General features: G+C 39.2%; 46 protein-coding genes and 1 pseudogene. 40 read left to right on the top strand and 7 right to left on the bottom strand.

Annotation, left to right across the window (positions count from 1 at the left end; translation table 11 throughout):
• Window positions 1-64 precede the first annotated feature (64 nt).
• Window positions 65-862, bottom strand: a complete 798-nt coding sequence (locus AC4CS8_RS07640) for a peptidylprolyl isomerase (protein WP_493892662.1) — start codon at window positions 860-862, stop codon at window positions 65-67.
• 244 nt (window positions 863-1,106) lie between these two features.
• Here AC4CS8_RS07640 and AC4CS8_RS07635 point away from each other — a divergent pair, with 244 nt between their 5' ends.
• The 7 genes from AC4CS8_RS07635 to AC4CS8_RS07605 all read left to right on the top strand — a co-directional run bounded on the left by AC4CS8_RS07635 (window position 1,107) and on the right by AC4CS8_RS07605 (window position 7,680).
• A complete protein-coding gene (locus AC4CS8_RS07635) occupies window positions 1,107-1,646 on the top strand; it encodes a hypothetical protein (RefSeq protein WP_493892661.1) in 540 nt (179 codons plus the stop codon).
• Window positions 1,647-1,940 (top strand): hypothetical protein, encoded by a 294-nt coding sequence (locus AC4CS8_RS07630; protein WP_493892660.1) that lies wholly within the window; start codon window positions 1,647-1,649, stop codon window positions 1,938-1,940.
• 102 nt (window positions 1,941-2,042) lie between these two features.
• Window positions 2,043-3,026: a LacI family DNA-binding transcriptional regulator gene (locus tag AC4CS8_RS07625; protein WP_493892659.1), complete on the top strand. Its 984-nt coding sequence runs from the start codon at window positions 2,043-2,045 to the stop codon at window positions 3,024-3,026.
• A gap of 187 nt (window positions 3,027-3,213) precedes the next feature.
• On the top strand, window positions 3,214-4,515 hold the full coding sequence (locus AC4CS8_RS07620) for an ABC transporter substrate-binding protein (RefSeq protein WP_493892658.1): 1,302 nt from the start codon (window positions 3,214-3,216) through the stop codon (window positions 4,513-4,515).
• Window positions 4,516-4,601: 86 nt separating this feature from the next.
• On the top strand, window positions 4,602-5,483 hold the full coding sequence (locus AC4CS8_RS07615) for a carbohydrate ABC transporter permease (RefSeq protein ID WP_493892657.1): 882 nt from the start codon (window positions 4,602-4,604) through the stop codon (window positions 5,481-5,483).
• Window positions 5,476-6,318, top strand: coding sequence for a carbohydrate ABC transporter permease (locus tag AC4CS8_RS07610; protein WP_493892656.1), 843 nt, complete (start codon window positions 5,476-5,478; stop codon window positions 6,316-6,318). The genes AC4CS8_RS07615 and AC4CS8_RS07610 overlap by 8 nt, the downstream gene beginning before the upstream one ends.
• A gap of 3 nt (window positions 6,319-6,321) precedes the next feature.
• The gene (locus AC4CS8_RS07605) at window positions 6,322-7,680 is read left to right on the top strand and encodes a glycoside hydrolase family 32 protein (protein WP_493892655.1); all 1,359 of its coding nucleotides are present in this window, start codon (window positions 6,322-6,324) and stop codon (window positions 7,678-7,680) included.
• A gap of 172 nt (window positions 7,681-7,852) precedes the next feature.
• Here the strand turns inward: AC4CS8_RS07605 and AC4CS8_RS07600 are convergent, their stop codons facing one another.
• The 4 genes from AC4CS8_RS07600 to AC4CS8_RS07585 all read right to left on the bottom strand — a co-directional run bounded on the left by AC4CS8_RS07600 (window position 7,853) and on the right by AC4CS8_RS07585 (window position 10,951).
• Window positions 7,853-8,950 (bottom strand): site-specific integrase, encoded by a 1,098-nt coding sequence (locus AC4CS8_RS07600; protein WP_493892654.1) that lies wholly within the window; start codon window positions 8,948-8,950, stop codon window positions 7,853-7,855.
• A 278-nt stretch (window positions 8,951-9,228) separates the two neighbouring features.
• Window positions 9,229-9,945: an Abi family protein gene (locus tag AC4CS8_RS07595; RefSeq protein WP_493893880.1), complete on the bottom strand. Its 717-nt coding sequence runs from the start codon at window positions 9,943-9,945 to the stop codon at window positions 9,229-9,231.
• A gap of 46 nt (window positions 9,946-9,991) precedes the next feature.
• Window positions 9,992-10,126, bottom strand: a complete 135-nt coding sequence (locus tag AC4CS8_RS07590; RefSeq protein WP_493892653.1) for a hypothetical protein — start codon at window positions 10,124-10,126, stop codon at window positions 9,992-9,994.
• A 57-nt stretch (window positions 10,127-10,183) separates the two neighbouring features.
• Complete coding sequence (locus AC4CS8_RS07585) at window positions 10,184-10,951, bottom strand: XRE family transcriptional regulator (RefSeq protein WP_493892652.1); 768 nt, start codon at window positions 10,949-10,951, stop codon at window positions 10,184-10,186.
• Between the two features lie 475 nt (window positions 10,952-11,426).
• On the opposite strand from AC4CS8_RS07585, the gene AC4CS8_RS07580 reads away from it, so the two are divergent.
• A complete protein-coding gene (locus AC4CS8_RS07580; RefSeq protein WP_493892651.1) occupies window positions 11,427-11,567 on the top strand; it encodes a hypothetical protein in 141 nt (46 codons plus the stop codon).
• Here the strand turns inward: AC4CS8_RS07580 and AC4CS8_RS07575 are convergent.
• Entirely contained in the window at window positions 11,557-12,234 is a 678-nt protein-coding gene (locus AC4CS8_RS07575) for a DUF4145 domain-containing protein (RefSeq protein WP_493892650.1), read from the bottom strand. The two genes, AC4CS8_RS07580 and AC4CS8_RS07575, sit on opposite strands and share 11 nt — an antisense overlap.
• A gap of 78 nt (window positions 12,235-12,312) precedes the next feature.
• Here AC4CS8_RS07575 and AC4CS8_RS07570 point away from each other — a divergent pair, with 78 nt between their 5' ends.
• From AC4CS8_RS07570 to AC4CS8_RS07545, 6 genes are all read left to right on the top strand, one after another.
• Complete coding sequence (locus AC4CS8_RS07570) at window positions 12,313-12,498, top strand: helix-turn-helix transcriptional regulator (protein ID WP_238711184.1); 186 nt, start codon at window positions 12,313-12,315, stop codon at window positions 12,496-12,498.
• 35 nt (window positions 12,499-12,533) lie between these two features.
• A complete protein-coding gene (locus AC4CS8_RS07565) occupies window positions 12,534-12,860 on the top strand; it encodes a hypothetical protein (RefSeq protein ID WP_493892649.1) in 327 nt (108 codons plus the stop codon).
• An 82-nt stretch (window positions 12,861-12,942) separates the two neighbouring features.
• Window positions 12,943-13,197, top strand: a complete 255-nt coding sequence (locus AC4CS8_RS07560) for a hypothetical protein (protein ID WP_493892648.1) — start codon at window positions 12,943-12,945, stop codon at window positions 13,195-13,197.
• Window positions 13,198-13,229: 32 nt separating this feature from the next.
• A complete protein-coding gene (locus AC4CS8_RS07555; protein ID WP_493892647.1) occupies window positions 13,230-13,394 on the top strand; it encodes a hypothetical protein in 165 nt (54 codons plus the stop codon).
• 102 nt (window positions 13,395-13,496) lie between these two features.
• A complete protein-coding gene (locus AC4CS8_RS07550; RefSeq protein WP_493892646.1) occupies window positions 13,497-13,850 on the top strand; it encodes a hypothetical protein in 354 nt (117 codons plus the stop codon).
• A 78-nt stretch (window positions 13,851-13,928) separates the two neighbouring features.
• On the top strand, window positions 13,929-14,057 hold the full coding sequence (locus AC4CS8_RS07545; RefSeq protein WP_261291948.1) for a hypothetical protein: 129 nt from the start codon (window positions 13,929-13,931) through the stop codon (window positions 14,055-14,057).
• On the opposite strand, the gene AC4CS8_RS07540 is transcribed toward AC4CS8_RS07545, so the two are convergent.
• On the bottom strand, window positions 14,023-14,205 hold the full coding sequence (locus AC4CS8_RS07540; protein ID WP_493892645.1) for a YegP family protein: 183 nt from the start codon (window positions 14,203-14,205) through the stop codon (window positions 14,023-14,025). The two genes, AC4CS8_RS07545 and AC4CS8_RS07540, sit on opposite strands and share 35 nt — an antisense overlap.
• Window positions 14,206-14,549: 344 nt before the next feature.
• On the opposite strand from AC4CS8_RS07540, the gene AC4CS8_RS07535 reads away from it, so the two are divergent.
• The 26 genes and pseudogenes from AC4CS8_RS07535 (at window position 14,550) to AC4CS8_RS07410 (ending at window position 25,198) form a co-directional block, all read left to right on the top strand.
• A complete protein-coding gene (locus tag AC4CS8_RS07535; RefSeq protein ID WP_153308639.1) occupies window positions 14,550-14,699 on the top strand; it encodes a hypothetical protein in 150 nt (49 codons plus the stop codon).
• 2 nt (window positions 14,700-14,701) lie between these two features.
• Entirely contained in the window at window positions 14,702-14,875 is a 174-nt protein-coding gene (locus AC4CS8_RS07530) for a hypothetical protein (RefSeq protein WP_493892644.1), read from the top strand.
• A gap of 605 nt (window positions 14,876-15,480) precedes the next feature.
• Window positions 15,481-15,672: a helix-turn-helix domain-containing protein gene (locus AC4CS8_RS07525; RefSeq protein ID WP_043028975.1), complete on the top strand. Its 192-nt coding sequence runs from the start codon at window positions 15,481-15,483 to the stop codon at window positions 15,670-15,672.
• A 63-nt stretch (window positions 15,673-15,735) separates the two neighbouring features.
• Window positions 15,736-15,945 carry a hypothetical protein gene (locus AC4CS8_RS07520; protein WP_493892643.1) on the top strand — a complete coding sequence of 70 codons (210 nt, stop codon included), beginning with the start codon at window positions 15,736-15,738 and terminating at the stop codon, window positions 15,943-15,945.
• A 13-nt stretch (window positions 15,946-15,958) separates the two neighbouring features.
• The gene (locus AC4CS8_RS07515; protein ID WP_493892642.1) at window positions 15,959-16,399 is read left to right on the top strand and encodes a hypothetical protein; all 441 of its coding nucleotides are present in this window, start codon (window positions 15,959-15,961) and stop codon (window positions 16,397-16,399) included.
• Window positions 16,400-16,401: 2 nt separating this feature from the next.
• Window positions 16,402-16,614 (top strand): hypothetical protein, encoded by a 213-nt coding sequence (locus AC4CS8_RS07510; RefSeq protein WP_222293549.1) that lies wholly within the window; start codon window positions 16,402-16,404, stop codon window positions 16,612-16,614.
• Window positions 16,614-17,465 carry a DnaD domain-containing protein gene (locus AC4CS8_RS07505; RefSeq protein WP_493892641.1) on the top strand — a complete coding sequence of 284 codons (852 nt, stop codon included), beginning with the start codon at window positions 16,614-16,616 and terminating at the stop codon, window positions 17,463-17,465. Before AC4CS8_RS07510 ends, AC4CS8_RS07505 begins: the two co-directional genes overlap by 1 nt.
• 123 nt (window positions 17,466-17,588) lie before the next feature.
• On the top strand, window positions 17,589-17,777 hold the full coding sequence (locus AC4CS8_RS07500) for a hypothetical protein (RefSeq protein WP_493892640.1): 189 nt from the start codon (window positions 17,589-17,591) through the stop codon (window positions 17,775-17,777).
• Window positions 17,774-18,709, top strand: coding sequence for a recombinase RecT (locus AC4CS8_RS07495; RefSeq protein ID WP_493892639.1), 936 nt, complete (start codon window positions 17,774-17,776; stop codon window positions 18,707-18,709). The genes AC4CS8_RS07500 and AC4CS8_RS07495 overlap by 4 nt, the downstream gene beginning before the upstream one ends.
• Window positions 18,706-19,542 (top strand): PD-(D/E)XK nuclease-like domain-containing protein, encoded by an 837-nt coding sequence (locus tag AC4CS8_RS07490; protein WP_493892638.1) that lies wholly within the window; start codon window positions 18,706-18,708, stop codon window positions 19,540-19,542. The genes AC4CS8_RS07495 and AC4CS8_RS07490 overlap by 4 nt, the downstream gene beginning before the upstream one ends.
• Window positions 19,543-19,674: 132 nt before the next feature.
• A complete protein-coding gene (locus AC4CS8_RS07485; RefSeq protein WP_493892637.1) occupies window positions 19,675-19,854 on the top strand; it encodes a hypothetical protein in 180 nt (59 codons plus the stop codon).
• Window positions 19,851-20,042, top strand: a pseudogene (locus tag AC4CS8_RS07480) (helix-turn-helix domain-containing protein); the annotation flags it as partial. The gene AC4CS8_RS07485 and the pseudogene AC4CS8_RS07480, both read left to right, overlap by 4 nt.
• Window positions 20,043-20,178: 136 nt before the next feature.
• On the top strand, window positions 20,179-20,568 hold the full coding sequence (locus tag AC4CS8_RS07475) for a RusA family crossover junction endodeoxyribonuclease (RefSeq protein ID WP_493892636.1): 390 nt from the start codon (window positions 20,179-20,181) through the stop codon (window positions 20,566-20,568).
• The gene (locus AC4CS8_RS07470) at window positions 20,561-20,884 is read left to right on the top strand and encodes a MazG-like family protein (protein ID WP_493892635.1); all 324 of its coding nucleotides are present in this window, start codon (window positions 20,561-20,563) and stop codon (window positions 20,882-20,884) included. The genes AC4CS8_RS07475 and AC4CS8_RS07470 overlap by 8 nt, the downstream gene beginning before the upstream one ends.
• 12 nt (window positions 20,885-20,896) lie before the next feature.
• Window positions 20,897-21,142: a DUF3310 domain-containing protein gene (locus tag AC4CS8_RS07465; RefSeq protein WP_493892634.1), complete on the top strand. Its 246-nt coding sequence runs from the start codon at window positions 20,897-20,899 to the stop codon at window positions 21,140-21,142.
• Window positions 21,124-21,402: a DUF1372 family protein gene (locus AC4CS8_RS07460; RefSeq protein ID WP_493892633.1), complete on the top strand. Its 279-nt coding sequence runs from the start codon at window positions 21,124-21,126 to the stop codon at window positions 21,400-21,402. Before AC4CS8_RS07465 ends, AC4CS8_RS07460 begins: the two co-directional genes overlap by 19 nt.
• Window positions 21,402-21,650 (top strand): hypothetical protein, encoded by a 249-nt coding sequence (locus tag AC4CS8_RS07455; protein WP_493892632.1) that lies wholly within the window; start codon window positions 21,402-21,404, stop codon window positions 21,648-21,650. The genes AC4CS8_RS07460 and AC4CS8_RS07455 overlap by 1 nt, the downstream gene beginning before the upstream one ends.
• Window positions 21,643-22,209 (top strand): hypothetical protein, encoded by a 567-nt coding sequence (locus AC4CS8_RS07450; protein ID WP_493892631.1) that lies wholly within the window; start codon window positions 21,643-21,645, stop codon window positions 22,207-22,209. Before AC4CS8_RS07455 ends, AC4CS8_RS07450 begins: the two co-directional genes overlap by 8 nt.
• Window positions 22,209-22,406, top strand: a complete 198-nt coding sequence (locus AC4CS8_RS07445) for a hypothetical protein (protein ID WP_493892630.1) — start codon at window positions 22,209-22,211, stop codon at window positions 22,404-22,406. Before AC4CS8_RS07450 ends, AC4CS8_RS07445 begins: the two co-directional genes overlap by 1 nt.
• Entirely contained in the window at window positions 22,393-22,599 is a 207-nt protein-coding gene (locus tag AC4CS8_RS07440) for a hypothetical protein (protein WP_493892629.1), read from the top strand. The genes AC4CS8_RS07445 and AC4CS8_RS07440 overlap by 14 nt, the downstream gene beginning before the upstream one ends.
• Entirely contained in the window at window positions 22,563-23,117 is a 555-nt protein-coding gene (locus AC4CS8_RS07435; protein ID WP_493892628.1) for a hypothetical protein, read from the top strand. Before AC4CS8_RS07440 ends, AC4CS8_RS07435 begins: the two co-directional genes overlap by 37 nt.
• On the top strand, window positions 23,101-23,598 hold the full coding sequence (locus tag AC4CS8_RS07430; protein ID WP_493892627.1) for a DUF1642 domain-containing protein: 498 nt from the start codon (window positions 23,101-23,103) through the stop codon (window positions 23,596-23,598). The genes AC4CS8_RS07435 and AC4CS8_RS07430 overlap by 17 nt, the downstream gene beginning before the upstream one ends.
• Window positions 23,598-23,984 carry a hypothetical protein gene (locus tag AC4CS8_RS07425; protein ID WP_493892626.1) on the top strand — a complete coding sequence of 129 codons (387 nt, stop codon included), beginning with the start codon at window positions 23,598-23,600 and terminating at the stop codon, window positions 23,982-23,984. The genes AC4CS8_RS07430 and AC4CS8_RS07425 overlap by 1 nt, the downstream gene beginning before the upstream one ends.
• Entirely contained in the window at window positions 23,968-24,402 is a 435-nt protein-coding gene (locus AC4CS8_RS07420) for a YopX family protein (RefSeq protein WP_493892625.1), read from the top strand. Before AC4CS8_RS07425 ends, AC4CS8_RS07420 begins: the two co-directional genes overlap by 17 nt.
• A complete protein-coding gene (locus AC4CS8_RS07415) occupies window positions 24,399-24,698 on the top strand; it encodes a helix-turn-helix domain-containing protein (protein ID WP_493892624.1) in 300 nt (99 codons plus the stop codon). The genes AC4CS8_RS07420 and AC4CS8_RS07415 overlap by 4 nt, the downstream gene beginning before the upstream one ends.
• Window positions 24,699-24,775: 77 nt before the next feature.
• A complete protein-coding gene (locus AC4CS8_RS07410) occupies window positions 24,776-25,198 on the top strand; it encodes an ArpU family phage packaging/lysis transcriptional regulator (protein ID WP_105106956.1) in 423 nt (140 codons plus the stop codon).
• Window positions 25,199-25,332 lie beyond the last annotated feature (134 nt).

Genomic DNA, 25,332 nt, shown 5'->3' with positions numbered 1-25,332 from the left:
TTCCTTAATACAAAAAAAAGAGATTTTCCAGATAGCTTAAATTACCTGGAAATCTCTTTTTTTGTTATTCAAAACTATAATCTTTAATGATTTCAATAGATTCGATAGTAACATCACTGGTTGGTTTATCATTGCTGTCGGTTTCAACAGCAGCGATTTTATCAACGACATCCATACCTTCAATGACTTGCCCAAAGACTGTGTAGCTACCATCTAAACTTGGATTTCCACCGTTTTTGTAGGCTTCGATAATTTTTCCAGGATGGCTTGCAGTGGATAACTGACTAGAAGCATCTGTGGTATTTTGGTTGATAAAGAACTGACTACCATTCGTATCTGCACCAGCATTAGCCATAGCAAGAGCACCACGAATATTGTAGAGGAAGGCAGAAATTTCATTTTTAAAACCATTTCCAGCATCTATACTATCATCTTTTCCAGCCCAAATAGACTGACCACCCGTACCATCACCATTTGGATCTCCACCTTGAATCATAAAACCATTGATGACACGGTGGAAGATAATACCATCATAATATCCTTCTTTTGCATGGGTCAAGAAATTTTCGACTGCAAGAGGAGCTTGTTCAGGGAAGAGTTTGACAGTGATGTCACCCTGAGAAGTTTTTATTTTTACAGCGGCTTCATTGTCAGCAATTTCCGATGATAATTGCGGGAAAGTAGCATTAGGATTATTGATGGCATAGGCTAAATCTTTGGCATACTGAGAGGAAGCGGAGGTATCAGTAGTGCTGGTAGTACTAGTGCTAGTTTGTGTAGAAGAGGTTGTGTTATCTGAAGCAGAGGAGCAAGCTGCTAAGGTCAGGCTCGAGAGAAGGGTTAGGAGTGCTATTTTTTTCATGTAAAATCCTTTCTATATCTATTGAAAAATTATGCTCATTCTACCATTAATTGGCTATTTTTTCAATTAAATACATATGGAACTGTGCTAGGGACTGGTAAAACCATGGAGGGAGGTAAATAAGTCAGTCCGTTGCATTAGTGAAGGTGCTTGATTTACTCAATAACGGTACGATTTTATTTGCAAAAGCATAAAAATGTGTATAATAGTAATAGTAAGTACTATATATAAGAAGAGGAAAAATATGTCAGTTGAACAACGCATCAAGGAGATGTACGAGAATCATGAAGTCAAACCCTATATTTCACCAGAGCGTGATTTGACTGCTTGGTTGCTTGAAGCAAAGCCGGTTCCTAAGCGCAATATGATTCGTCTAGAAGAAGGCTTGCTACCGGGAGACATTATCCTACTCTGGCGGATTAATTTTGGTACGTTTGAAACTACGACTCCTTACTCCAAGTATTTTGAGTACATGTATGGTATCAATGGACCAGTCCATATGGAGCAATTAATAGCTGATGGTTATGCCTATATCGAGACGGCGTTTGATTCACTAGACCATATTACTTCCACAGCCAAAAAGAATATCTTAAAGGCAGAAGGAGTAACAGGTATATCTAAGATGAAAGCAGCAGACCTAGATACAGCTCTAAAGGACCACTTGACAGAAGAGAAACTAGCTTCCTACTTTTCTGTCCGTGGTTACGCGCTGACGAAAAAAGGAAAAGCAGCTCTGGATAATCATCCAGAAGTTATAGATAAACACCCGAAAAAGAAGATGTAGATGAATGTTCAGATTGCGATAAAGAACTCTTTCGAGATTATTCCTGGAAAGTATCTATTGGTGACTAACTCAAGTCCCGTACTACCTATTCAAAAAAAACACGTCTTTCCAGTTTCTGTAACCTATCAAATCGGCAGGGTTAAGTACGAAGAGCACATTATTTTGGCTCATTTTCAATTTAATGAAATCGTAAAAGGATTTTGGCCTTTTCAAAGGGAATATCTCCTCTTTGCAGTACCAGGTCAGTCATTTGTAGGACAAATCATAGATGCAATTGATATAAAAAATGGATAAATGCAGGTTTGTTGACCTGTTTTCTATTGACAGAAAACGCTATCAATGATATGCTTGAATCACTATTGAAACGTTTCAAAATGTTTTAGAAAGGAGCAGAACATGACAGAACAAAAGTCCATTACGATGAAGGATGTAGCTCGGGTTGCAGGTGTCAGCGTTGGAACTGTATCGCGAGTTATTAATGGAAAAAGTGGGTTAAAACCTGTTACTCTAACTAAGGTAAATGCTGCCATTGCAGAACTAAATTATGTACCAGATGTCTATGCACGCGGGATGAAAACAAGCAAAACTGATACGATAGCACTCATTATTCCAACCATATGGCATCCATTTTTTAGTGAATTTGCATTTTATGTTGAGACTGCTTTGAGTGAAATAAATTATAAATTACTTCTGTGTAATACAAATGGTGCTAAAAAAGATTTAGAATATATTACTATGCTTCAGCAGAATAAAGTGGATGGTATCATTGCGATAACTTACAATCCAATAGAGGATTATCTAGCTTCGAGTATTCCGTTTGTGAGTATTGATAGAAGTTATTCAGAAAAAGATATTGCATGGATTTCTTCTGATAATAAACGTGGAGGTCAGCTAGCTGCTGAAAAATTATTGGAGAAAGGTTGTCAAAATTTTGCTTTTGTCGGAAGCCACAATACAACTTCAAACGAGACCAAAAATCGCAGACGATACTTTGAAAAGACAATAAAAAAAGCAGGGAAGGTTTGCCATATTTTTGATTTGGAAGAGCCCTACGATCATTTTCAAGAGCAACTTGAACAGTTTCTACTAGAACATCCGGATATAGATGGAATTTTTACAGTCAATGACTATAAAGCTTTGGATACGATTGCGGTATTGGAAAGACTAGGAAAACGTGTCCCAGAGGATATTCAGATAATAGGCTATGATGGAATTCGTTACGGTGAGGAAAGAGAGTATCCTTTATCAACCATTAAACAGCCTCTTGAAGATATGGCTAGGAAGGCGGTAGAAGTCTTATTATCTATTATTGAAGGGCAACCTCATGCAAGTCAAATTGTTTTGCCTATTTCCTATATTGAAGGAAAAACAACAAAATAATAAAAAAAGTTAAAAAAAAAACATTGACAGAAAGCGCTATCAATGTTAAAATAAACCTGTCATTAAGTTGATTTAAATTTTTAAACAAAAAATGAAACGTTTCAAAAATATTTCTTGGTTAAAAGGTGGCGCCACCTTATTATTAATCATCAATTTTTAAAACGTTTCAAAAATAGGAGGATTAAAGATGAATTTCTTTAAAAAAACCACTGTTGCAATTACCCTATTATCCGCATTAGCATTAGCGGGCTGTGGAAATAGTAGTGCTAATGGCTCTGCTGATACTGGTGACGAAAAGACCGTTACACTATGGGTACAGTATTCAGAGGAGTCTGCAGAAGGACAAGTGATGTCACAGTCCATCAAGGATTTTAATGAGAGTAATGGAAAAGGATACACAGCCAAAGTAGAATACATTCCCCGCAGTGGCTCTGGTGGTGGTTATGAGGACAAGGTAAATGCTGCCTTAACAACGAATACTCTGCCAGATGTACTGACCTTGGATGGACCGAATACAGCAGCTTATGCAAAATCAGGAATTATTGCACCGATTGATGATTATGTTAGTAATAAAGACGATCTTTTGCCAAGTATTATTGAAGAAGGGACATACGATGGTAAGTTGTACTCACTTGGATATTCAGAATCCGGTGTAGGTATCTTTTATAACAAAAAAATGTTGGAAGACGCGGGAGTTGATTTAACAACTCTACCAACAGTTGATAACCCATGGACTTATGATCAATACAATGAATTGTTTGAAACACTGACCAAAAAATATAACAAACCAGCTATTGATGTCGGATTTGATGACCATTCAGAATGGCTAATGTATGCTTTCACACCATTTGTATGGTCGTCAGGTGGAGACGTTGTTAGTGAAGATGGTAAAACTGCATCAGGAACTTTCGATAATGCTGGCTCTGTTGAAGCATTTACCTTTATTCAAGGGTTGATTAAAAACGGTTATTCGACAATAACACCAGAGAAAAATGGTTTCCAAACAGGAGTATATCCATTGAAGATGACAGGCTCTTGGACAATGCAAGAGATGGATTCACAATATACTGATATCGAATACGGTGTACTACCGTTACCAATGTCTCCAACAACTAAAAAATTAGTTTCTCCAACAGGTAGTTGGGCATACGGAATGAGCGCAACTACTACTAAGAAAGAGGCAGCTGGAGCACTGATTGATTTTCTTGGTTCAGAACAAGAAGTATATGATATGAGTGTCGGCAACTCAGTCTTGCCATCTAGAAAATCAACATCAGATCGTTTAGCTTCAGAAGTGTCTGATCAGATGAAAGTTTTGTTGGAACAAAATGCTAAGACAGGTCATGCACGTCCAGTTTTGGTAAACTATCCACAAGTCAGTCGTATTGTACAAGATACAGTGACAGAAGTGACCTATGTTGATCAAAATGCAGATGTAGAAGCGTTGCTAGAGCAAAAAGCAAAAGAAATTGATCCATTATTGCCATAAAATACATACTTGATGATGAGGTTGTCTATTGTAAATTTGTTGAGGTAGGCGACCTCATTGATTTAATAAGAAGGAGAAAATAGAGGATGATCGCAAAAAATAGAGAATCGGTGATGGGGTATCTATTTCTATCTCCAGCAATGTTGATTTTAGGACTATTCTTGTTCCTACCGACCTTACTTTCTATCTATTATGCATTTACAGATTATTATTTGTTGACACCAGATGCTACGAGCTTTGTGGGATTGGACAATTTTATCAAACTTTTTCAAGATCCCTTGTTTATGCAAAGTTTGAAAAATATCGGACAGTTTGTAATTTTTATTATTCCCATTCAGTTAGGACTTGCTTTAGGCTTGGCCTTGTTAGTCAACAATAAACGCAAGTCAACAATCTTTTTCAAGGTAGCATTTTTTGCGCCGGTTGTAATGTCACTTGTTGTAGTATCTGTATTGTGGTTGGTACTATTGAATCCGTCAAGCGGTTTAATTAACTCAATATTGCAAGGGATAGGAATCGATCCGCAGCCTTTTTTAACCAGTCCTGAACAAGCAATGTTTGTCATTATTGCTGTATCAGCTTGGCAAGGTGCAGGTTATCAAATGCTCATTTTCTTAGCAGGTTTGCAGAATATTCCATCGTCGTTATATGAAGCAGCGAGTATCGATGGCGCGAGTAAATTGAAGCAATTTTTCCACATAACGCTTCCCATGTTAAAACCTACTTCGATTTTGATTTTAACAACTACATTAATTGATGCTTTCAAATTGGTTATTCAGCCGATGGTTATGACACAAGGTGGACCGCTGAATTCAACTTTGACACCTGTTTATTATATCTATCGAACAGGTTTTACAGATCGAATGGTAGGCTATGCAAGTTCGATTACGGTGATTTTTGGATTGATTATCATTATATTTACAGTGTTACAACGAAAATTGACAGGAGATGAAGGCTATCATGAATAAACGCGTTCACCATATCATCTATTTTATTTTAACCTTATTGCTAGCACTACTTTTCGTGTTTCCATTGGTGTGGATGGTTGCTTCATCTATGAAGAGTGAAAAAGCTGTTTTTGAACAACTTGGGACTTGGCAATCTTTTCTACCTTCGATGGATCCACGAGAATGGTTTCAGCCTTACAAGGAGATTTCTACACGGTTTAATCTCTTTCAATACATTGGCAATAGTATTTTTTATGCTACTTGTGTGACAATCGGCTCTATTCTTGTTAATTCACTTGCGGGATATGCATTCGCAAAGTTTGAATTTAAAGGTAAAAAACTTTTATTTGCACTTATGTTGGCCTTGCTAGTTATCCCTGGCGAAACAATTATGATTACTAAGTTTTCAATTGTACAAAAATTGGGATTGCTAAATACACGCTTAGCAGTAATTTTACCTGCTTTGTCCGCCCCTTTATTTATCTATATGTTTCGACAATTTTTCAAAGCTGTTTCTGATGAAATTTTAGAAGCAGCTAAGATTGAAGGGGCATCGCAGTTTCGAATTTTTTGGAATATTATGTTGCCACTATCTAAACCAGCTATTGCTACAGTTGGCACCTTATCTTTTATAGGTAGCTGGAACGACTATATTTGGCCCTTAATGGTATTGACCAATACAAGTGATTTTCCTCTGCAAGTAGCAATTACAAATATTAATAACACTCAACCAACCTATACCAATCAAATTATGGCAATGTTGACAATTTCAACAATCCCTCTCATCATTATTTATGTATTTTTCCAAAAGTACCTAGTACAGGGATTAGGAAGTACGGGAACAGGAGTGAAATAACTTATGTCTAACTATAATTGCGAACGGGCTGATAACTATATCACAACGAATGCTCAGAAAGTCAGTACTATTTATAAACCACAAGCTCACTTTTCACCAGAAACAGGCTGGATCAATGACCCAAATGGCTTTGTCTATTTCAGAGGAGAATACCATCTTTTTTATCAATTCAATCCGTATGAGAGTGTCTGGGGACCAATGCACTGGGGTCATGCTAAAAGTAAAGATTTGATTAACTGGGAATATCTTCCAGTTGCCCTAGCTCCAGACAAGGATTATGATAAGGATGGTTGTTTCTCGGGCTCTGCTATTGTTAAGGATGACACTCTCTGGCTCATGTACACAGGTCACATTGTTCATGAAGATGGAACAGTCAGTCAGGTACAAAATATGGCCTTCTCCACAGATGGAGTTCACTTTGAAAAAATCAAACAAAATCCAGTTGCAACAGCAGAAGAATTACCAGAAGAAGTCATTGCCAATGATTTTCGTGATCCGAAAATTTTTGAAAAAGATGGACGTTACTACTCGGTTGTAGCGACCAAGCACAAAGACGGTGTCGGCTGTATCGTCCTACTTGGCTCTGATAATTTGTTGGACTGGCAATTTGAATCCATCTTCTTAAAAGGAGAGTCTCACCAAGGTCATGTTTGGGAATGTCCAGACTATTTTGTAGTAGATGGGCAGGAGTACTTGATAGTGTCTCCAATGCGGTATCAAAAAGAGGATAACGACTTTGTCAATATCAATTCTAATATCTTTGTGCATGGTCATGTGGACTGGGATAAGAAAATTTTTATTGCAGATTCATTCAAAGAGATTGATCACGGTCATGATTTCTATGCCGCTCAAACAACGGAAGGTCCGGAAGGTGAGCGAGTGATGATAGCCTGGATGCATACATGGGGACGCAAATTAGTGACTAACGAACTCGGTCATCAATGGTTTGGGCAGATGACCCTTCCTCGTATTCTTAAACCAAGTCAGACAGGCCTGCTCCAAGTTTTACCATCGGGTGTGTTGAGCAACTTTGAAGAAATTGCAATCAATCAAGTTATTCAAGGACCAAGTAAACTTTCTCTCAGACTAGAAGATAGTCTAACTGTAAAATTTGGAAATGACCAAGATTATCTTCAATTTGGCTATGATAGGGACAGACAAGAAGTATATATTGACCGTAGTCGCCTCAAAATCCAGCAAATTGGTGAAGAGGATTGGTCAACGGTTCGCCGAGCTGTTACTATTAGAGCAACAGAGCTGCTAGTATTAATGGATACCAATTGCGTAGAAATTTTTATCAATAATGGTCAAGAAACATTGACTTCAACATTTTATATAGAAGGGAAGTGTTCACTGTTTTAGTATAAATCCCCCTAAATTATCCTTTCACTCCAAGAAAAGCCCTGTTGTGTGGGGCTTTTTCTGTCGTGAAAAATATTCTCAATTATGATAAAATAAAGAGATCTCCTTTAAAAACGTTGAATTCAAGGTTTTTCCGAGGTGTCAAATCCGCTTTAATACGTTTTTTAATACGTTAGCTAGCGATGTAGGCAGATAATTTATCTACTACATCGTTTTTCTGTGTCTTGGATAAGTGTGTGTACAAATCCAGAGTGATCGATATTTTAGCGTGTCCGAGTCTTTCCTGCGCCAGTTTAGCCGGCACCCCTGCGTCAAACAATAACGATGCGTGCGTATGTCTAAAACCATGAGGTGTAATAGGTTTGAGATTGTGTTTTTTTATCAAGTTCCTCAAATTTATCCTGACAGTCTCCGCTCGGATTGGGAACATTTTCATTGCGCCTCTGATAGGACGAGGTAAGGTTTTGTAATATTCTTTAGCAAGCCTCATAGTTTCAGCATCCATAGAAATTGTCCGCTTACTTTTCTTAGTCTTTGGTGCTTGTTCAACCAGACCTGTCTTTGTTCGCGCTATGGTCTTGTTTATTTGTATAGTATTGACTTTGAAGTCAAAATCACTGTCATCCAAAGCCAGTAGTTCGCCTATGCGCAATCCGCCATAGGCTAGAATGCGATACATGACCAAATCCCTAAGTTTTTTATGTTTCTTGACGATGTCCAAAAACAGGTCGAGTTCAGTTTTATCATAGTAATTTTCAAACTCATCTGCTCCGCTCTGATAACTACCTCTAGCACGTATCGTTTTATCCATCGGATTTGCGCCAATAACACTTATATTGACAGCAAATTTTAAAATACGATTGACAATACTTACATAGGAACCATAGGCACCGAACTGTGATAGATGATTTACTAGCTTTTGGCAAATCAAGACGGATACTTTATCAATTTTAATATGACCTAAGAAAGGTTTGATTTGTTTGTTATAATTGTTTTCAGCGGTTAAGTAGGTGGATGCTTTGACAGTATGTTCGTACTGCTCAAACCATAATTGTGCCACGTCATTAAACGTAGTAGTATTATTCTTTTTCCATGCTCCTTGACTTTCATATTGCTCTATAAGCTTTGCTTCAGCCAACTTTGCTTCACGTTCGGTTTTAAAACCTTGTCGAGTTGTTCGGATTTGCCTACCAGTCACTGGGTCAACGCCCAGGTAGGCGACAAATTTATAGGCGATTTCACCATTTTTCTTTATATATTTTTTAGCCATTTTGCTCCTTTCTCTTCGCTGGGGAGTGCTTTTTGAGATAAGGATTGGCATCACCTCCTTTGATATGATATAATAGAGTACGCAAAAGGTCCTGCTGAATAGCTGGTCTTTGCTTATTAGGTTACCCTGCACTCAAGGTTTGGCGACGGAGAGTGTGGGGATTTTTTTTGTTTTTTGCAAATAGAAAAAAGCCAACACTTTCATGCTGACTCTCTTCAATAACCCGACATTACGTGCGAGCCAAGGTTTTACCTTGTTTCCTCATAACTATACTATCGTTATTTATTTAAAAAGTCAACACATTTGTTAAAAATATTATTATAAAATTTATTTAAGTAAGTTGAATGGTGTAGTAATTCTTTTTGTTCATCGAATTTTTGAATAATTGCTAGACCTTCTTGGTAGCGTCTAGCGTTTAATTCATTCGAACAAATATTGGCATGAACATAAAACAAATTGATAATATCAATAATTTTTAAATATCGAACCAAACCGTTATTGATTCCCATGCTATCAGCAAATGATTTCGTCGCTGGATTTGGTCTAGGAATATAATATTTTTTATCGAAAAGATTTATGAGGAATACATCGTTATGAGCACAAGAATTGCGAATATTTTTTATATAACGGTGTTGGGCAGAATACAAATTCTTTGCAGTTACTGATCTGGAGTGGATATAATATTCCAAAAATTGTACTAGTGTGCCGTAATCAATAATTTCCATGAATACCCACGCAGAAATTTGGGTTCGTTTTTCGAACATATCTTGTTTGTACTTGTTGTTTCGGAAGTGTTCTAAAATCTCATGAAATTTATCAGGGAACTCATCTTGAAAATCTTCGATTATTTTGTACCCATCTTCATTCTCATCCTCGGTTAACTGTGTCATCAGGTTTGTCCGAGTGGCATGTTCGACATCTAGACAAAGATGAAGAAGGTATTCTCTTAAACGAACATCGCTTTTTGCAGTCGCTTCTAGGTGGTTAAATGTCAGATTATCATATTTTCCATCTGGTAATTTAGGGTAATTCTTTCTATAACTAGAAAATTTTATAATAGTAACTACGTGTTTTTAAATACTCTTCAACTTGCTCTTTTGAAAAAGTTCCGAGAGTAATCCCTTTCTCATTGGTTAGTCTATCAATCAAATCTTCAAATGATAATTTTGGTTTCAAAAATATTGCTCTCTTTCTGTGGCAACCAATCCATTATACTCCTCAATCACCATGGTCTCAACCTTCCCTATACACATCCACCACTTCACCGATTGTTCGCATATTCTCTGTGAGTTGGATGTTGTCATAGTTTTTATTGAGCGACTCTAAGTGGTCGCTTTTTAGTTTTTTGACGTAGTTTTCGCCGTCGACTTGGAAGATGCCGATTTTGTTTAGATCAACCTGGTCCTTGAGTTTGATAAAGAGGAAGTCGCCGTTTTTGATTTTGGGTTCCATGGAGTGCCCTACCACGACTGCGACGGTGTCATAGTCCTTTTCGTCTGGGATTTCGTCTGCGTAGAAGTCTACCATAGTGTCATAATCGTCTTCTTGCCAGTAGCCTGTGCCTGCTGAGACTTTACCTGGTACAGATAGGCTGATACGCTTCCTAGCGTCGTATTCTGCTCGTTTTTCCGATATGTCGATAACTTTCCCTTGCTCCTCGGCTAGGAGCGTCTCAGAGGTTGCTAGGAGCTTATTCTTGCGTGTGTCATTGAGCTTGTCGTAGTTAGATAGCAGGATAGTCTTGCGTGGGTCGAAGTTGGGGAAGGGGATAGAAGTAGTGATTGTGGATTTTTCTTCAATTAAATCCGATTTGTTTATTCCAAAATAATTTGCAAGTAATTCGATTTTACCTATTCGTGGGTATGTAATACCTTTTATCCAGTCTCGTACAGTTGTATATTTTAAATCTAAATCAGAGCAGAGTTGGTTTCTATCAACTCCTTTTTTATCCATATAGTATTTTAGATTTTTCGAGAAAATATCTTTGTTTTCTATTGCCATAGCATTTTTTCCTCGCTTTCTAATGAAGATTTTACGGCAAAAACGCAAAAAAATCAAGAAAAAACAAAAAAATTGCGAAAAAAACGCAAAAAGTTCTTGACATTGCGGTTAAACCGCAGTATAATATAGTCAAGGTTAAGGAATTAACCCCACCCAAAAAAATAAAAACAGGAGGAAAAGCAAATGGTGGACATACTAAAAAGCCTAAAACCAGAAGAACTCGGCACAGTTCTAATAGTCCTAGGCTTAGTAAGAGAAGCTCGCTTATGGCACAAACAAGTGCTTGAGCACAAGCGGAACTTACAAAACAAAGATTAAGAGCAAGGGGCGAAAGCCCCAACCTCTTATTTGAAGTATACCACCATTTGCCAAAGAAAGCAATGATCTATTGGTTAGCCGGTTTGTTGGTTTTGTCGTTTGTGATACGGCAGATTGTGAAGTGGAGGAAGAAGAAGTAAAGGAGGAGAGGATGTCTTTGGATAAACCAACGCGTAACACATTGACGGTTGAAAAAGTGATTAAACTAACTTCGATTCGAGAAGAACCTAAAAGAGTAGTCATCCAGTATTATTCAATCGAAGGTGAGTTTCTATTTGAATTAGATCCTATTGATTAGTTTTTCTTTTGGATTGTTTTTCTTCGTCTAATTCTAGAATATCTTGGAGTAGTAATTCATTCTCATGGCGTTCGATATACCATTTTTGCATAAGGAGTTCTATAAATTTAAGTAATTTCAAGGCTTCATTTGGTTCTATATCAACAATCAAGTTTACATCTTTTTCAGGATGTGCTCCAATATTACCTAGTTTACGAAGGGCATCAAGCACAGATTTGGTGCTTGGGTCTACCAATTCTTTTAGAGCCTCAATTTCATCAACTAATCTACCTTTTGAAATTTTCCAAAAATCTCTAATCATACCTTGAAGGCATCGTCTTGAAAGGGTTGCGGAAGCTTTAGGGCTGAGATTAAGTATGGCATGTGCTTCTTCGTAATCTTCTCGGATAGCCTTAGGGATGTAATCTGGATAGATTTTTGCCAGAGAAATTGGATTAAAGTGGATAACTCTGTCTCTGTACTGACTCCCAATACCAACGATGTCTATCGAGATATTTTTGCAATTTGGACAGTTAAGTTCTTGGACTACAAGTTTATCTCTGGTGTCAAATTCTTCATGGTCCCCTCTTATTATTCTAGAAAATTGGATGTCGTGTTCCATAAAAGTATCACGATGGTTTGGCACAGGGCAACCACAAAAAAGGCAAAGTAATTTATCTTTATTCATAAAACAATCTCCAATCATTTTTACAAACATTATACCAAATTTAGAAAGGGGTGAGGGGTATTGCAATGGACGCTAAAAATGTTGCGTGCCAGGGATAATCTTACGCAGAAACAAGCCGGTCAGCTTGTAGGAGTGACTGCAGATACATGGGCAAATTGGGAAAAAGGAAAAACAACTCCAGATGTCATAATAGCCTATAAAATTGCTGAACACTTTGAATTGTCAATAGATGACATTATTTTTTTAGACAATATTGCGGTTTAACCGCATAAAACCAACCGAACTAGGAAGGAGAAGATATGGAAGAGAATTTAATAGGTATTCCATGCGGACGGAATCCGGTTGTGTTAGGGAGCGTAGTCAATGGAGATACTCAAATTTCTGGAGAAATCGTAACTGTTTTTAGTGGTGATATTATCTTTGGAAATATGACAAAACTGAATGTGCAAATGGAATGCGATATTGTCAGACTATCCGATTTGTACGATAAGTATAAAGATGACATTCCACCAACTGATAGTTTATATGTTGTTGTCACAGATGGTCTATCTGGTACGATTTACGTTTGCGGACACATTCGTCAGGGTGTATGGAACGTTTTTGCAAAAACCGCAGGTTATGCCTGACACGCAAAAAAAAGCCACTGCGGAAACAGTGGGCTTACAAAAATATCTACATAGATTATAACACAGAAAGGAAATTTTGGCTATGGATATAGCAGAGTATCATAGATCAATGATTGAAGGTATAGCCAATGACTTATTCGATAAAATCTCTGAATTAATAGAGATGCACAACAAGGATGTTTGGCTGACACAGCAAGAATTGATGGAACACGAAGGTATCTCGTGGCAGGAAGTTAAAAAGATGGAACGCTACGGGCTGCAGTCAATTAAGCAAGGTAAGTATAAAAAGTACTGTCTTGCAGATGTTAACGAAATTAAACACTTAATGAAAAAATAAGCGCTGGGGAGTGCTTGGTAGGAGAAAAACACATGATTGAATTACTAATTACAACGTATGCTATGTTTGGCATTACTGCGACAGCGGTACTTACTGCTTATAAATTAAATAAAAAAATGCACTCAGACGAATATCGGAATCAGGTATTTATGGAAGTTGCCAAAGAGCGACATGGGCTAGGAAGTAGTGATGTTTGATGACCGACTTGGAACGTATGAAACAAGTACATAAATCGTTGGATTTGTACGACAAGACAGGTAACATTGAGCATTTAGAAGACGTGGAAAGGATATTGGAATATGACGGAATTTCAGAAGATGATAAATAATATGACGGAAAAAGAGCGGATAGTGTTCGCAGAGATTAAGAACGCAACATTCGATAACCCAAAACCACGGAAAGATATTACTCGAGTGACTGGGATTGAGAAAAGAACTGTAGAACAAATTGTTGTTAAGTTGAGAAACAAGTTCAGTATCCCCGTTTACGGGCTAAAACGTGACAACCATTTCGGCTATTTCATCGCTCAGACAGAAGAAGAACGGCAAGCGGGTATCGCAGCATACCGCAAGCAGATTGACACCTCTATTAAGAATTTAGGTGTCATGGTGGAGTTGGATTTAGAAGCTTATCAGTTATTAGTGGCTAGTTAATCCGCAATCGTGTTAGATTGCAGTGTCCTTTGACAATTGAATATGGGTGCGTTGGGAAAAACGACGAAAGGAGATGTGATGGAAGAATTGGATGACATTATCAAAAAACTCCAGATTGCTAGGAACAATCCAGAGTTGAATGCTGATGATTTGACAGAACTTGCGGCTATGCTTATTTCTCTGTCAAATCAATTACAAAAGAGTTAGGTTTGATACCGCTCTTAATCGCTTCAATGGTCGCTTCGGCACTTGCTTTAAAGTGATAGAGTTCGCTTGTTGCCACTGTCTCGTTATTGTCTGATTTAATCAAGAAATAATACTGACCATTCGAAGCTTTACGTATTGAGAAATACATATTTTACCTCCTTTCGTGATTATTATAGCAAACATTTTCCAAAAAAAATAAAAAAATGCGTTGCAAAACTATTGACAAACGCAACGCAAAAGTATATAATAGTGACATAAGGTTGATAAAGGAGCAATCTTAGACAAGGAAACTAACAGAAAGGAGAAAAAACTTGGAAAAGGACAAGAAAAAAGAAGAACTTGCCATTCTCTTAATCAAATTTGAAATCCTCAAAACGATTTTAGAGATTGTGGAAGTACTTCTCAAAAAATAAAAAAACATTAGCTAAGCAGGGGCGAAAGCCCCCAGGCTTGGCCTTGTCCTTATTATACCAAGTTTAAGTGAATTACGCAATGAAACAACTAAAATTTTTGATTGTTGTCTTGCTGGTAGCCCATAGCGTTTTAGCTATCTTAAAAGGCTTTGATGTATGGTCTAGCATTGACTTAGCATTGACCCTGTTGTTAGTTTTCCTTGTCGTCAAATCGGATAAGGAGGAATAACATTGACTAAAAAAATGGGGCGACCTTTGAAATCGTCCGAACCATTATCGAAAAACCTTGTTATCAGAGTTAGTCAATCAATTTATGACGAGCTTGAAAACCAAGCTAAAGCAAAAGGATTGAGTAAAACTGTCTATGCAAGGGAGATTTTGGAACAGATTTTGAAAGGTAAATAAAAAATACTCTACGCAACCTTCCACCGCCAAGTTTTAGGTTACGCAGAGCCACACGCACCCATATTCATACGAAAATAGGCACGTTTTGATTATATCATAGCGTACCTGTTTTCAGCAACCCTAAAAACAACAGGTACGCTTTTTGTGTACCTTGAAAATTCGTCTAGGATAATACCTATGGCGTCAGCAAAATAAAGACACCTCTACTTAGTCAGAGTAGAGGTGGTGCAAGATTTTTTAAAGATGAACGTTGACTAGACAGCAATCACTTTGGAGGTTCTGCTTCCTACACATGCATCATGCTTAGTGAATACTAATTTTCAAGGAGTTCAGCATTGCACGCTAAAAGTTCCATCTCAATCACTAGAGCGTATGGCGTTGCAAAACTTCATAACGCTAAAGTGTTGAGCAGATAGTGGGCAAAACTTTCTCGGGACTACCTACTAAGTGGTTGGAAAGACCACACTTCGCTAGCGAAAACGTTTTTCAAAAGTTCATCACATTGCTATACAAAAACTCGGACAAATTCGAAGTCCTCCTTTCATAGATAGCTTAATTTATTATACCGTAAATTTACGGTAAAAAACAAGTGTTAGGAGGTTATTATGTGGGAAAAATTGAAGCAGTTACTTGCTGAGCGAAGAATAACAATCGCTGAACTTGAGCGTCTTTCTGGCATACCAAGAAAAAGTTTAGAGAACATGAAAAAACATGACCCATCTTTCTTTCAAATGGAGAAGATTGCGGATGTATTAGATATTTCTCTAGATGAATTTCGAGGTTGTCGGAAAGACTAGAAAAAACTTGCTGACGCTTTAGGTGTTAGTCTGGACGAATTGCAAAAATCGAAAGGACACACCATGGAAGAACTAACATTAACAATCGAGCAAACATTAACATTGATTGCCATTTTGACACCTCTGAACCTATATCTATGGCTTTGCGTTGGTTTAGGCACTTTTCAAGCCCATAGCAAGCCGAAAAATGTTTCTGAGGGTAAATATACCAGACACCTTGAAAACGAGCGCTACGGGGCTTATATACAGCTTGCAGGCAAACGCTATAACTAGGAGGTAATCAAAAATGGCAAAAACATACACATTAACCGAAGAAGAATTAGAAGCGCTTATCAAGGAACGCATGGAGCATAAGCCAATCACACCACAAGGATTGTTTAGTCCTGTAGCTTTTGAGGGTAGCGAGTTGCTGGAAATCAACCAGAAGTATCCTGAAGTCGTAGCGAGATTGAGCCAGAATTGGCGAGTGAAGTCCGTCAATCCCGTTGGATTCATCTACACCAACAAGCCACGGCATAACGAAGTGATAGATGAAACCAGCTACCATACTTTGAGCTATGGCCAGGTACACAATTCTGTTCGCTCTCTGGTCTTGAATGTTTTCGGCAAATCCAATAACAGAGACTTGACCGAAGAGGAATACGAAATGGCACAGGAGCTATATGCAGAGCTGAAAGAGTGGTATATCCGTGCTTATGATAAACGATTAGAGACATTGGAGAAATAGAAATGGAAAGTAAACAGAAAGAATACAACAAACAAAACCCTATCTCTAGAATTGAAAGAGCAGTCTATGATGATGCTGTCGCCTTTTGTAACGAAAATGATTTGGTAATTAGCCGATTTATTTCAAACGCTGTTCGGTATGTTCTAGATCATGTAGAAGTTAAAACAGTAGATGTTCCGGTAGAACGTTTGTTTATTGGAGACGAGGAGGTCTGATGGCTCAAAAAAGAATGTTTAGTAAAAAAATCACTGATTCGGACAAGTTTCTAGATTTGCCACTTTCGGCACAAGCTTTATATTTTCATCTCAATATGCACGGAGATGATGATGGATTTGTTGATAATACAAAGACTGTTAAGAGAATGTTAGGGGCTAGCGACGGAGACTTGCGTTTGCTCATGGACCAAAATTTCATCATTCCGTTTGAAAGTGGAATCGTTGTAATAAAAGACTGGCGGATTCACAATTATATCCCAAAAGACCGCTATAGACCAACGATTCACGGGAATGAATTTAATAGGTTGATGACTGCTGAAAATGGCTCGTATACAGAATGTATACAAAATGTACACAGTTTGGATACTCAGATTAGATTAGATAAGAATAGATTAGATAAGAATAGATTAGACGAGGATAGAGAAGATACTTCTCCCCTCGTCATCGTATCGGAAATCTATCAATCAAAAATTGGAGTCATTGACGGAGACCAATTTCAGCAACTGACCGATTACATCATTTTGGACGGAATGGAGTTAGAGGTCGTCATCAGAGCAATTACAGAAGCTGCTGACAACGGTAAGCGTAACTTTAAATATATCTTGGCTATCTTACGCAACTGGAAACAGAATGGCATCAAGACGATTGCTCAAGTGGATGAACGTGAGCGCCAGCGGATTGAATCCAAAACCAACTCTTTCCAAAATGGAAACAACTCACAGCCTCGGCAGACAAACGTACCTGATTGGGCTGATAAACCTGTGAGCATCCAGAAGACAGAGGAAGGCCAGAAGAAGATGGCAGATATTTTCGCTGAGCTCGATGAATTGGAAAAAGGAGCAGGAACATGATTGTTAACGAATATCTCTGTCCTGACTGTCAGCATACCTGGTCGGACCTTGGAGATTATCCAACCCTAAACTGCCCAGAGTGCGAATCAGAAGACCCAATCGTGACTTGGAGGGCGAGGGCCTATGATTGACGGACGGAAGGAATGCTATGAAGATAATGCTTACTGGCGAAAACGTTACCTAGAGCTTTGTTATGAGCTAGGAGAGATTATCAATGAGCAACAGGACTTGATACTTGCCCTGAAACGAGAAAATAAACGCTTAAAGCGTGAGAATTGGAATTTGAAACAGACCAAAAGGAGAAGGAAATGACTAACTTAGCAACTGTATCCCATAAGGATTTTTTTAACGCACCAGCCGTAAAGGCTAGATTTCAGGAGGTACTTCACGGCAAAGAAAATGAGTTCGTGGCAAGTTTGTTGTCCGTAGTATCAAACAACAACCTACTTGCCAAGGCTAGCAACCAGTCAATTATGACGGCAGCCATGAAAGCAGCGGTGCTTAACTTGCCAATCGAGCCAAGTCTGGGGCAAGCCTATATCGTGCCTTATGGACGAGAAGCACAATTCCAGCTTGGCTATAAAGGACTGCTCCAACTTGCCCAACGAAGCGGGAAATACAAGAGTATTACATCAGGCGTGGTCTATAAGAGCCAATTCGTTTCTTACAATCCGCTTTTTGAGGATTTGGAAATTGACTTTACTCAACCACAAGACGAAGTGGTCGGCTACTTTGCTGCCTTTAAGTTGCTGAATGGCTTTGAAAAGGTTACTTACTGGACCAAGGAGCAAGCACAGGCACACGGCAAGCGATTTTCTAAGACATTTAACAACGGTCCGTGGAAATCGGATTTTGATGCTATGGCACAGAAGACTTTGCTGAAGCAGATTATCAGCAAGTACGGCCCGTTGTCAATTGAAATGGAAAAAGCGATTGTGGCCGACAATGAAACGGAAGATGTAAAATCTGCACCGGTTGATGTCACTCCAAAAGAGAGTGAAAGTCTGAACGACCTCTTAAACGCCCCTAGCGAGCCCGTAGAGAGCGAGAACGTGGCAGATGGAGAATTTACCGACCATAACGAAACAGGGGCTAAAACGGGCAAAAATACGGCAAATAAGAGCACGTCAAGAGTTTCCGAGTACCCGGCGGATGAAATTCCAGATTTTGATGCTGAAACAGGCGAAATTTTGAAAGGTGAGCAAGGGGCCTTGTTTGGAGATTTGGAAAGTGTGACCAAATGATTGAGCTAACGCAAGAAAATTACTACCAAGACAAGACTTACTTGTCAAATTCAAAAATGAAGCAATATTTGCAGTGCCAGGCCAAAGCGTATGCTATCGACAATGGCACATGGATAGAAGACCGTGACGAAACGCCACTTTTGCTCGGAAACTATGTACACAGCTATTTTGAAAGCCCAGAAGCCCACGAGCAATTCCTATCTGAGAATGGGGACAAACTACTGGCCAAGACTGGAAAGAACAAAGGTAATCTCAAAGCCGATTTCGTCATTGGCGACAAAATGATTGAAAGCTTGAAAGATGACGAAGGTTTCAGTCGACTATATCACGGTTTCTCTGAAGATGATGTCCAGAAAGAAATGATCGTTTATGGAGAAATCGAAGGGGTGCCGGTCAAAGGCAAGTTGGATAGTGTCAATCTTAGTCGTGGTTACTTTGTGGATTTAAAAACCATGAAATCAATCTATGCTGAGGAATGGAACGCTGAGTTGAAGAAACGTGTGCCCGCTGCAGTAAATAACATCATGAACTTTGGCTATCATGGCCAGCTAGCTCTCTATCGCGAATTGCTTAAGCAAATGACAGGGAAAGAATTTCGTCCGCTGATCGTTGCAATCAGTAAGGAGCAAGTGCCTGACAAGGAAATCTTGAAGATTGATGAATCGTGGCTTGAAGAAGGGCTTGAGCTACTCAAAAGTAACATTGTTGAAGTTTGGGCTGTCATCCAGGGCAGACAGAAACCCAAACAGTGCGGACATTGCGACTATTGCCGAAGCTTGAAGAAGTTGGATGCAGTAGTTAGCTTGAATGATTTAATTGCGGGGATATTTTAAACAACGTGCCGTGAACCACGATAAAAGCGAACTAGAAAGCGTCAATTGGAAACAATCAGTTGACAGTTGGACGATAGCGACTGCCCGTATTTAGCCAAACTCACACAATGGCAGTCGCTTGATTTTTGGAATATGGTAGCACACGAAAAAGAGTATGCCCTCTACAAAGGCGACAAGCTACTAGCAATAGGTACAGCTAAAGAATTGGCTGAGAAGTTCGGTGTGAAGGTGTCGACGATTCATTTTTACAAGTCGCCTGCTTACATCAAGAGAACAGAAGAGAGTAAAGCGAGGCGGTTAGTTGAATTATGAATAGGTTGAAGGAATTACGCAAAGAAAAAAAGCTAACTCAGGAAGAATTAGCCGGTGAAATTGGTGTATCAAAAATAACTATTCTCCGTTGGGAAAACGACGAAAGACAAATCAAACCAGACAAAGCCCAAAAACTTGCTGATTATTTTGGGGTGAGTGTCGGGTATCTGTTGAGGTATGAATCGAACTGCAATGCTCAAAAAATGTTGAGAGAGATTTTAGAAATCTGCTTACAGCACGCAAACCCCTTTGAGGATCAGGAAATAGTTCACGACTTCCACAGGATTCACGCTCTCGCATCGGGTGTGATTGATGGGAAAAAGTATGAAATTTGAATTTGTTTTATCCAACACCAAGCACAAAAAAGAGATGCTAAATGCTAATGACAGACCTCATTGGGCGCAGAAGGCTAAAATTACCGCCTATCTTCGCCATATAGCGTTTTTAAAAGTCTCCGAGGGTAAATATACCACCCACACAAAAAAACGCCCCTGCGGGCTTCTGGTGACGATTTACGCACCTACTAAAAGACGGATGGACCCACCAAATTTTTATCCAACTATAAAAGCTCTAGTCGACGGTATGACCGACGCTGGTATCTGGACAGATGATAACCATGAGGTGATTAAGTTTATGACGTTTGAGTATGGTGGTCTGAGTGGACTAAAAGATAAATACAGGATTGAAATAGAGGTAAAAGAAATATATGAGTAATTTTGAAGAATTAAAAAACAAAGTTGTCCGTTGGGCGTTTGAGAGAGAGCTGCATGAAGCAGACCCTAAAATCCAATGGATGCGTGTGACCGAGGAAATCGGAGAAATCCGAGATGTATTGTTGAAACCGACCAAGTTCGAAAATCCACGAGAGGCGTTAAAAGATGCGCTTGGCGATTCCTTGGTTACCTTGATTGTACTTGCGTATCAGTTACGCTTGGATATCGTTGAGTGTCTAGAAGTTGCTTACGAAGAAATCAAAGACCGCAACGGTAAGATGGTCAACGGTACATACGTGAAGTCGGAGGATTTGTGAAGGAGGAAGCAAATGGAACAATTCGACAACATAACCAAACCAAAACATTACCAAGGTAAATATGGTTTAGAAGTAATTGATGTCGTCAGAAATTTTATCGGTATTTTGCGTGGTATGCAAGCTGCGTACTTCTTTAACGCAGTGAAATACATCTTGCGATTCCAGTCAAAGAACGGTGTCGAGGACCTGAAGAAAGCTCAGCAGAATTTAGGTTGGCTTATTGAGGATTTGGAGGAGAAATGCGAAAAGAAGGATTAATAATAATAGCACTAAGCTTTGCGTTGATTGTATCATTGATTGAAGTACATAGTATGCGAAGCAAGATTGACAACCTGGAATCCCGTGTTGACAACGCTGGTACAGAGATGTTTGGCAAGGTCACGGCCAAGGATGTGCTTGACGGGCATTATTATGTCGAAGTGGGTCCGTATGGCAAGTTTCTTGTGACCAGGGAACAGTATCACGAAATTGAAATCGGGCAGGAGATGCCTGAGTATTTGAAAGGGCGGGGGAGTTGATGGTCAGAAACACAATCGAAGATGTGAACAATCTGTTAGTAGCTCAACTGGAGAAATTAAGTTTTGATGATTTGTCTCCCGAAGAATTGGAATTAGAAGTCACACGTAGTAGAGCTATGGTGCATTTGACAGATGAAATTCTGAAAACTCAGGCCTTGGCTTTGCGTGTGGTTGAAACTTTGTCGGATGTGACGAACAAGGAAGTGACACCTCCGAAAATGTTATTAGGTGGAGGAGTAAATGGCTGACATTGTAGATATTTATATGGAGTGCGGCGATTTCCATGCGGCAGTAAAACAATCTGGTTTACCGATTCATGTAGCTCATTTGAAGTTGCTAAAAAGTGGTTGTTTGAAGATACAGGATAAAATCCGCTATGGCTCAAAAGGTGCAAAATTAGGTGGACAGGCCGAAGAGTTGTTTCAGACCTTGGTACCTGATGCAGTAGATGCTAATCGTTATTTTCAAAAAAACAATCCTGTCTATGACTTTATCCTGAAAGATGTGACGATCGATGTTAAATATAGCTCGTTACATATAGACAAGCGCTATAGGACTAGGAAGTCGCATTGGAGTGTAGGGGCTCGTGGGGAACAAGATTTTATCTGTGCATTTCTGGAACGTGCAGAGGGAGAACAATTGAATGACCCAATTATTCTATTACTGCCTATGGCGTTTATTGAGGTCAAAAAAGATTTACACATCAGTCAAAGTGGCGCTTGGATGAAGGAATTTCAAATCGAACCGGAAGAACTACAGCCTACGCTTAAAGAATATGTAGCACTACGTGAACAAGGACTATTTTAATGGCTTTTATTCACTTGGACGGGAATTGGCAGAACGTGAAGGCGGATAATCTTTTTGAGGTGACAACGGAAGAACTGAAGCTTTTCCACAAGAGAAAACATGAACGGTTGTCGCCTGAATTGACCAAGGCATTCTTTTTGCGAATAAGACTTGAAAATACACTTAGAAAGTTGGAGGAGACAGATGACAGTCGATGAGATTATAACAACTTGTCACAAAATCAACGCTAAGCCCAACATCCATCTTGGAGAGGTGCAGGATGTGTACGAGTCCAGAGATGGACAGATGCGGTATTACGTTAACAGGAAGAATGGTGTGGCTTATCTCTATGCGACACAGGAGAGGGGGAAATTTTGGGTCTTGTCAGATTGTACACAGAAGAAGAACTAGATTATCTTTGGCTGGCTATCGAAGATAAAGAGAGCAATTATGAAGATGTGGCTGCTTTACTTGGTCGTACAGTATGCGGTGTGAAAGGTAAGGTTTGGAAACTTACAAAAGGAACCAACAAAGGCGGATTAGTTAGACGCCCGTGGACACCAGACGAGCTTGATAAATTGCGACAACTCTACCCGATTTTGCCCATAGAAACTGTTTGCGAGAGATTGAAACGGACCAAAAGTGCTATTAAGACACAAGTTGTCCGATTAGGTATTCGCAAGCATGAGATGATTTATCGCGACGAAAACGAAATTAGACTTTTAGCAGAACAAGGGTTATCATACCGTGAGATAGCGGAGAGAACTGGTGGGACGGTCAAAAATTTAAGAAACTATGCTTACGAGCACGGTATCAAGGTCCGACCAGAAAAAAGAGGTAAAAACCACCCTTGGAGAATGGATGCGGAAAAAATGTTTGCTAAGAAAGAACGTTGGAGAAAGGAGCATTTGGATGGAACAAATGAATAAGCAGGAAGCGATTAAACGAGTTGAAGAATTATATGGATACGGCTCAATAGCTAAGACGGTCACGGATATCATCTCCCAAATCCACGAACCGCAGAAGGTTGTGGTGCCGAAGTTTGTGGCAACGTGGATTGAACACTGCAAACAAAGTAACCTAGATTTAGATAATGCTATGAGATACACAAGGGTAAACAATGCAGAAACAGGCGTGGAAGAATGGATTTATGAGAACCAAGACCTTTTCGCTCGTGCCTGGCTGGACGGCTACGAGGTCGAACAGGAACAGCTGTATACGGTGCAGATACCTAACCCTAACAAAATTGGGAATGAAGTTAATGTGCTAATGATGAATGGCTTTAGGCAAGTAATTCTCAAAAAAGAATTTGGTAATGACTGGAAGAAAGAAAAAGGTTTTCAGCTAACCGAGGAAGAAATTAAAAAGGACTTTGACTGGGCGTGGCAGTTTGCGAAAGAGGTGGAGTGATGTATCAAGACAATGTATGGAAAGAATGGATTGCAAGCGTTATGGCTATTAAGCCCAAAAGCAATCTGCTTGATTCAAAACGGGGGGGCGAGGTCACCAAGTTATGTATAGACTACGGAAGACAAGACTTTAATTGGCATCGGTCTGATATTGATACATTCTGGATTGATGTACAGATGTTCGTGAAATACAAGTTATCCGACAAGGAAATCAGGTTTATCTTAAAACAACAACCTGGTCTTGATAATTACACTAAACATAGCGAGGAACGAAAAGCCTATGCAGAGTTTATGCGTGGCTTGGAAAAACTAAGAAAAATCAATGGAGAATTAGTTTATGATGATTATCATAAATTAGTGGAGGAAGAAAATGATACCGAAGTTTAGATTTTTTGGGAAAGTTGATGATAGGAACGAACGAATGGTTCGAGCTGATAGTATAGATTTTGAAAACGGCTATATTTACTACAGCTATCGTCAATTTACCGTAGAAGGTGACGACCATGTGTATGGGGATGTGATTGGTTTTGAGGATTGCGTCCTCATGCAATCCACAGGGTTGGTCGATAAGAATGGCAAGGAGATTTTTGAAGGCGATGTAGTGGAAAGCACATGGTGGAAAGATGATAACGATTTTTGCGGATACCGCAAAGTAGGCAAGGTAGTTAATAGGAATGGATATTTTGGCATTGAATACCTAGAAGATGTAGGAAAAGGGGACCTGCCTACAATACTAGCTTTTGCTATCAGTGTCGAAATCATCGGCAACATCTATGAGAATCCTGAATTGTTGGAGGACCTATGACAACAGCAGAAAAAATCATGTACATATTACAGGTCACAGATTGGACGCAGCAGAGACTTGCGGATGAGCTTAAAGTAACACAGAGCGCTATATCTGCTTGGCAACGCGGTAGATCTGTGCGGGTTGGATACATTGAGCGCATCGACAAGATGTACGACCGTGCCTGCAGGATTGACTGGGAGCGGAAACGAGCTAACGAGCCTGTGCCAGATGGTCCTAAAGTCTTATCGAAAGGTGGTAAGATAATCTTAAAATACCCGTACTACTCGCATCAGAGACAGCCGTGGGAGAAATAAAAAAAGCCAGCACCCCCAGTACTGACCTTTGTGGATTCAATTTCTAAAACTAGTATATCACAGAAAGGTAAGTGCAGATGACTTTTTTTCCTGAAATAGACGAAAAACAAACAATCAGAAACGCTAAACGAAAATTGAAAGAATACCCACGTTGGCGGCGCATTGCCAATGATGTTGGCGAACAGAAAGTGACTGCAGTGTACACTTTCGAACCAAGACAAGCTCACGGGAATCCAAGCAGACCAGTTGAACGATTAGCAATTAATAAGACTGATGCTGAAGCTGAACTCGAAGCAATCGAATACGCTGTCACTCATTTACTAGATCCGATGCACCGACGAATGTTACACGATAAATATATGGTTAATTGCCCAAAAACGCATTTTGAGATTAGAGAGGAAATTGGATACGAGAAAAGCCAATACTATGATATGATTTCTGATGCTCTGTTAGCATTCGCTGAATTGTATCGTGGGAGTTGTTTGGTAGCGGAAAAATAGCGGAAAAACCGCGGAAAAAAGTTCCGATAAAAGTGATATTATAGTATTATCGGATACCGAGGAGAGATAAATAGTTACATTTCGAGTCATCATTAATTGACAACCAAACTCCTTAGAGAATCGAACTCGGTATC

The organism is Streptococcus sp. NSSLK0004 (genome assembly GCF_059039125.1).
The sequence above is the reverse complement of the archived record's forward strand: the minus strand, read 5'-3'. Positions and strand labels throughout refer to the sequence as shown.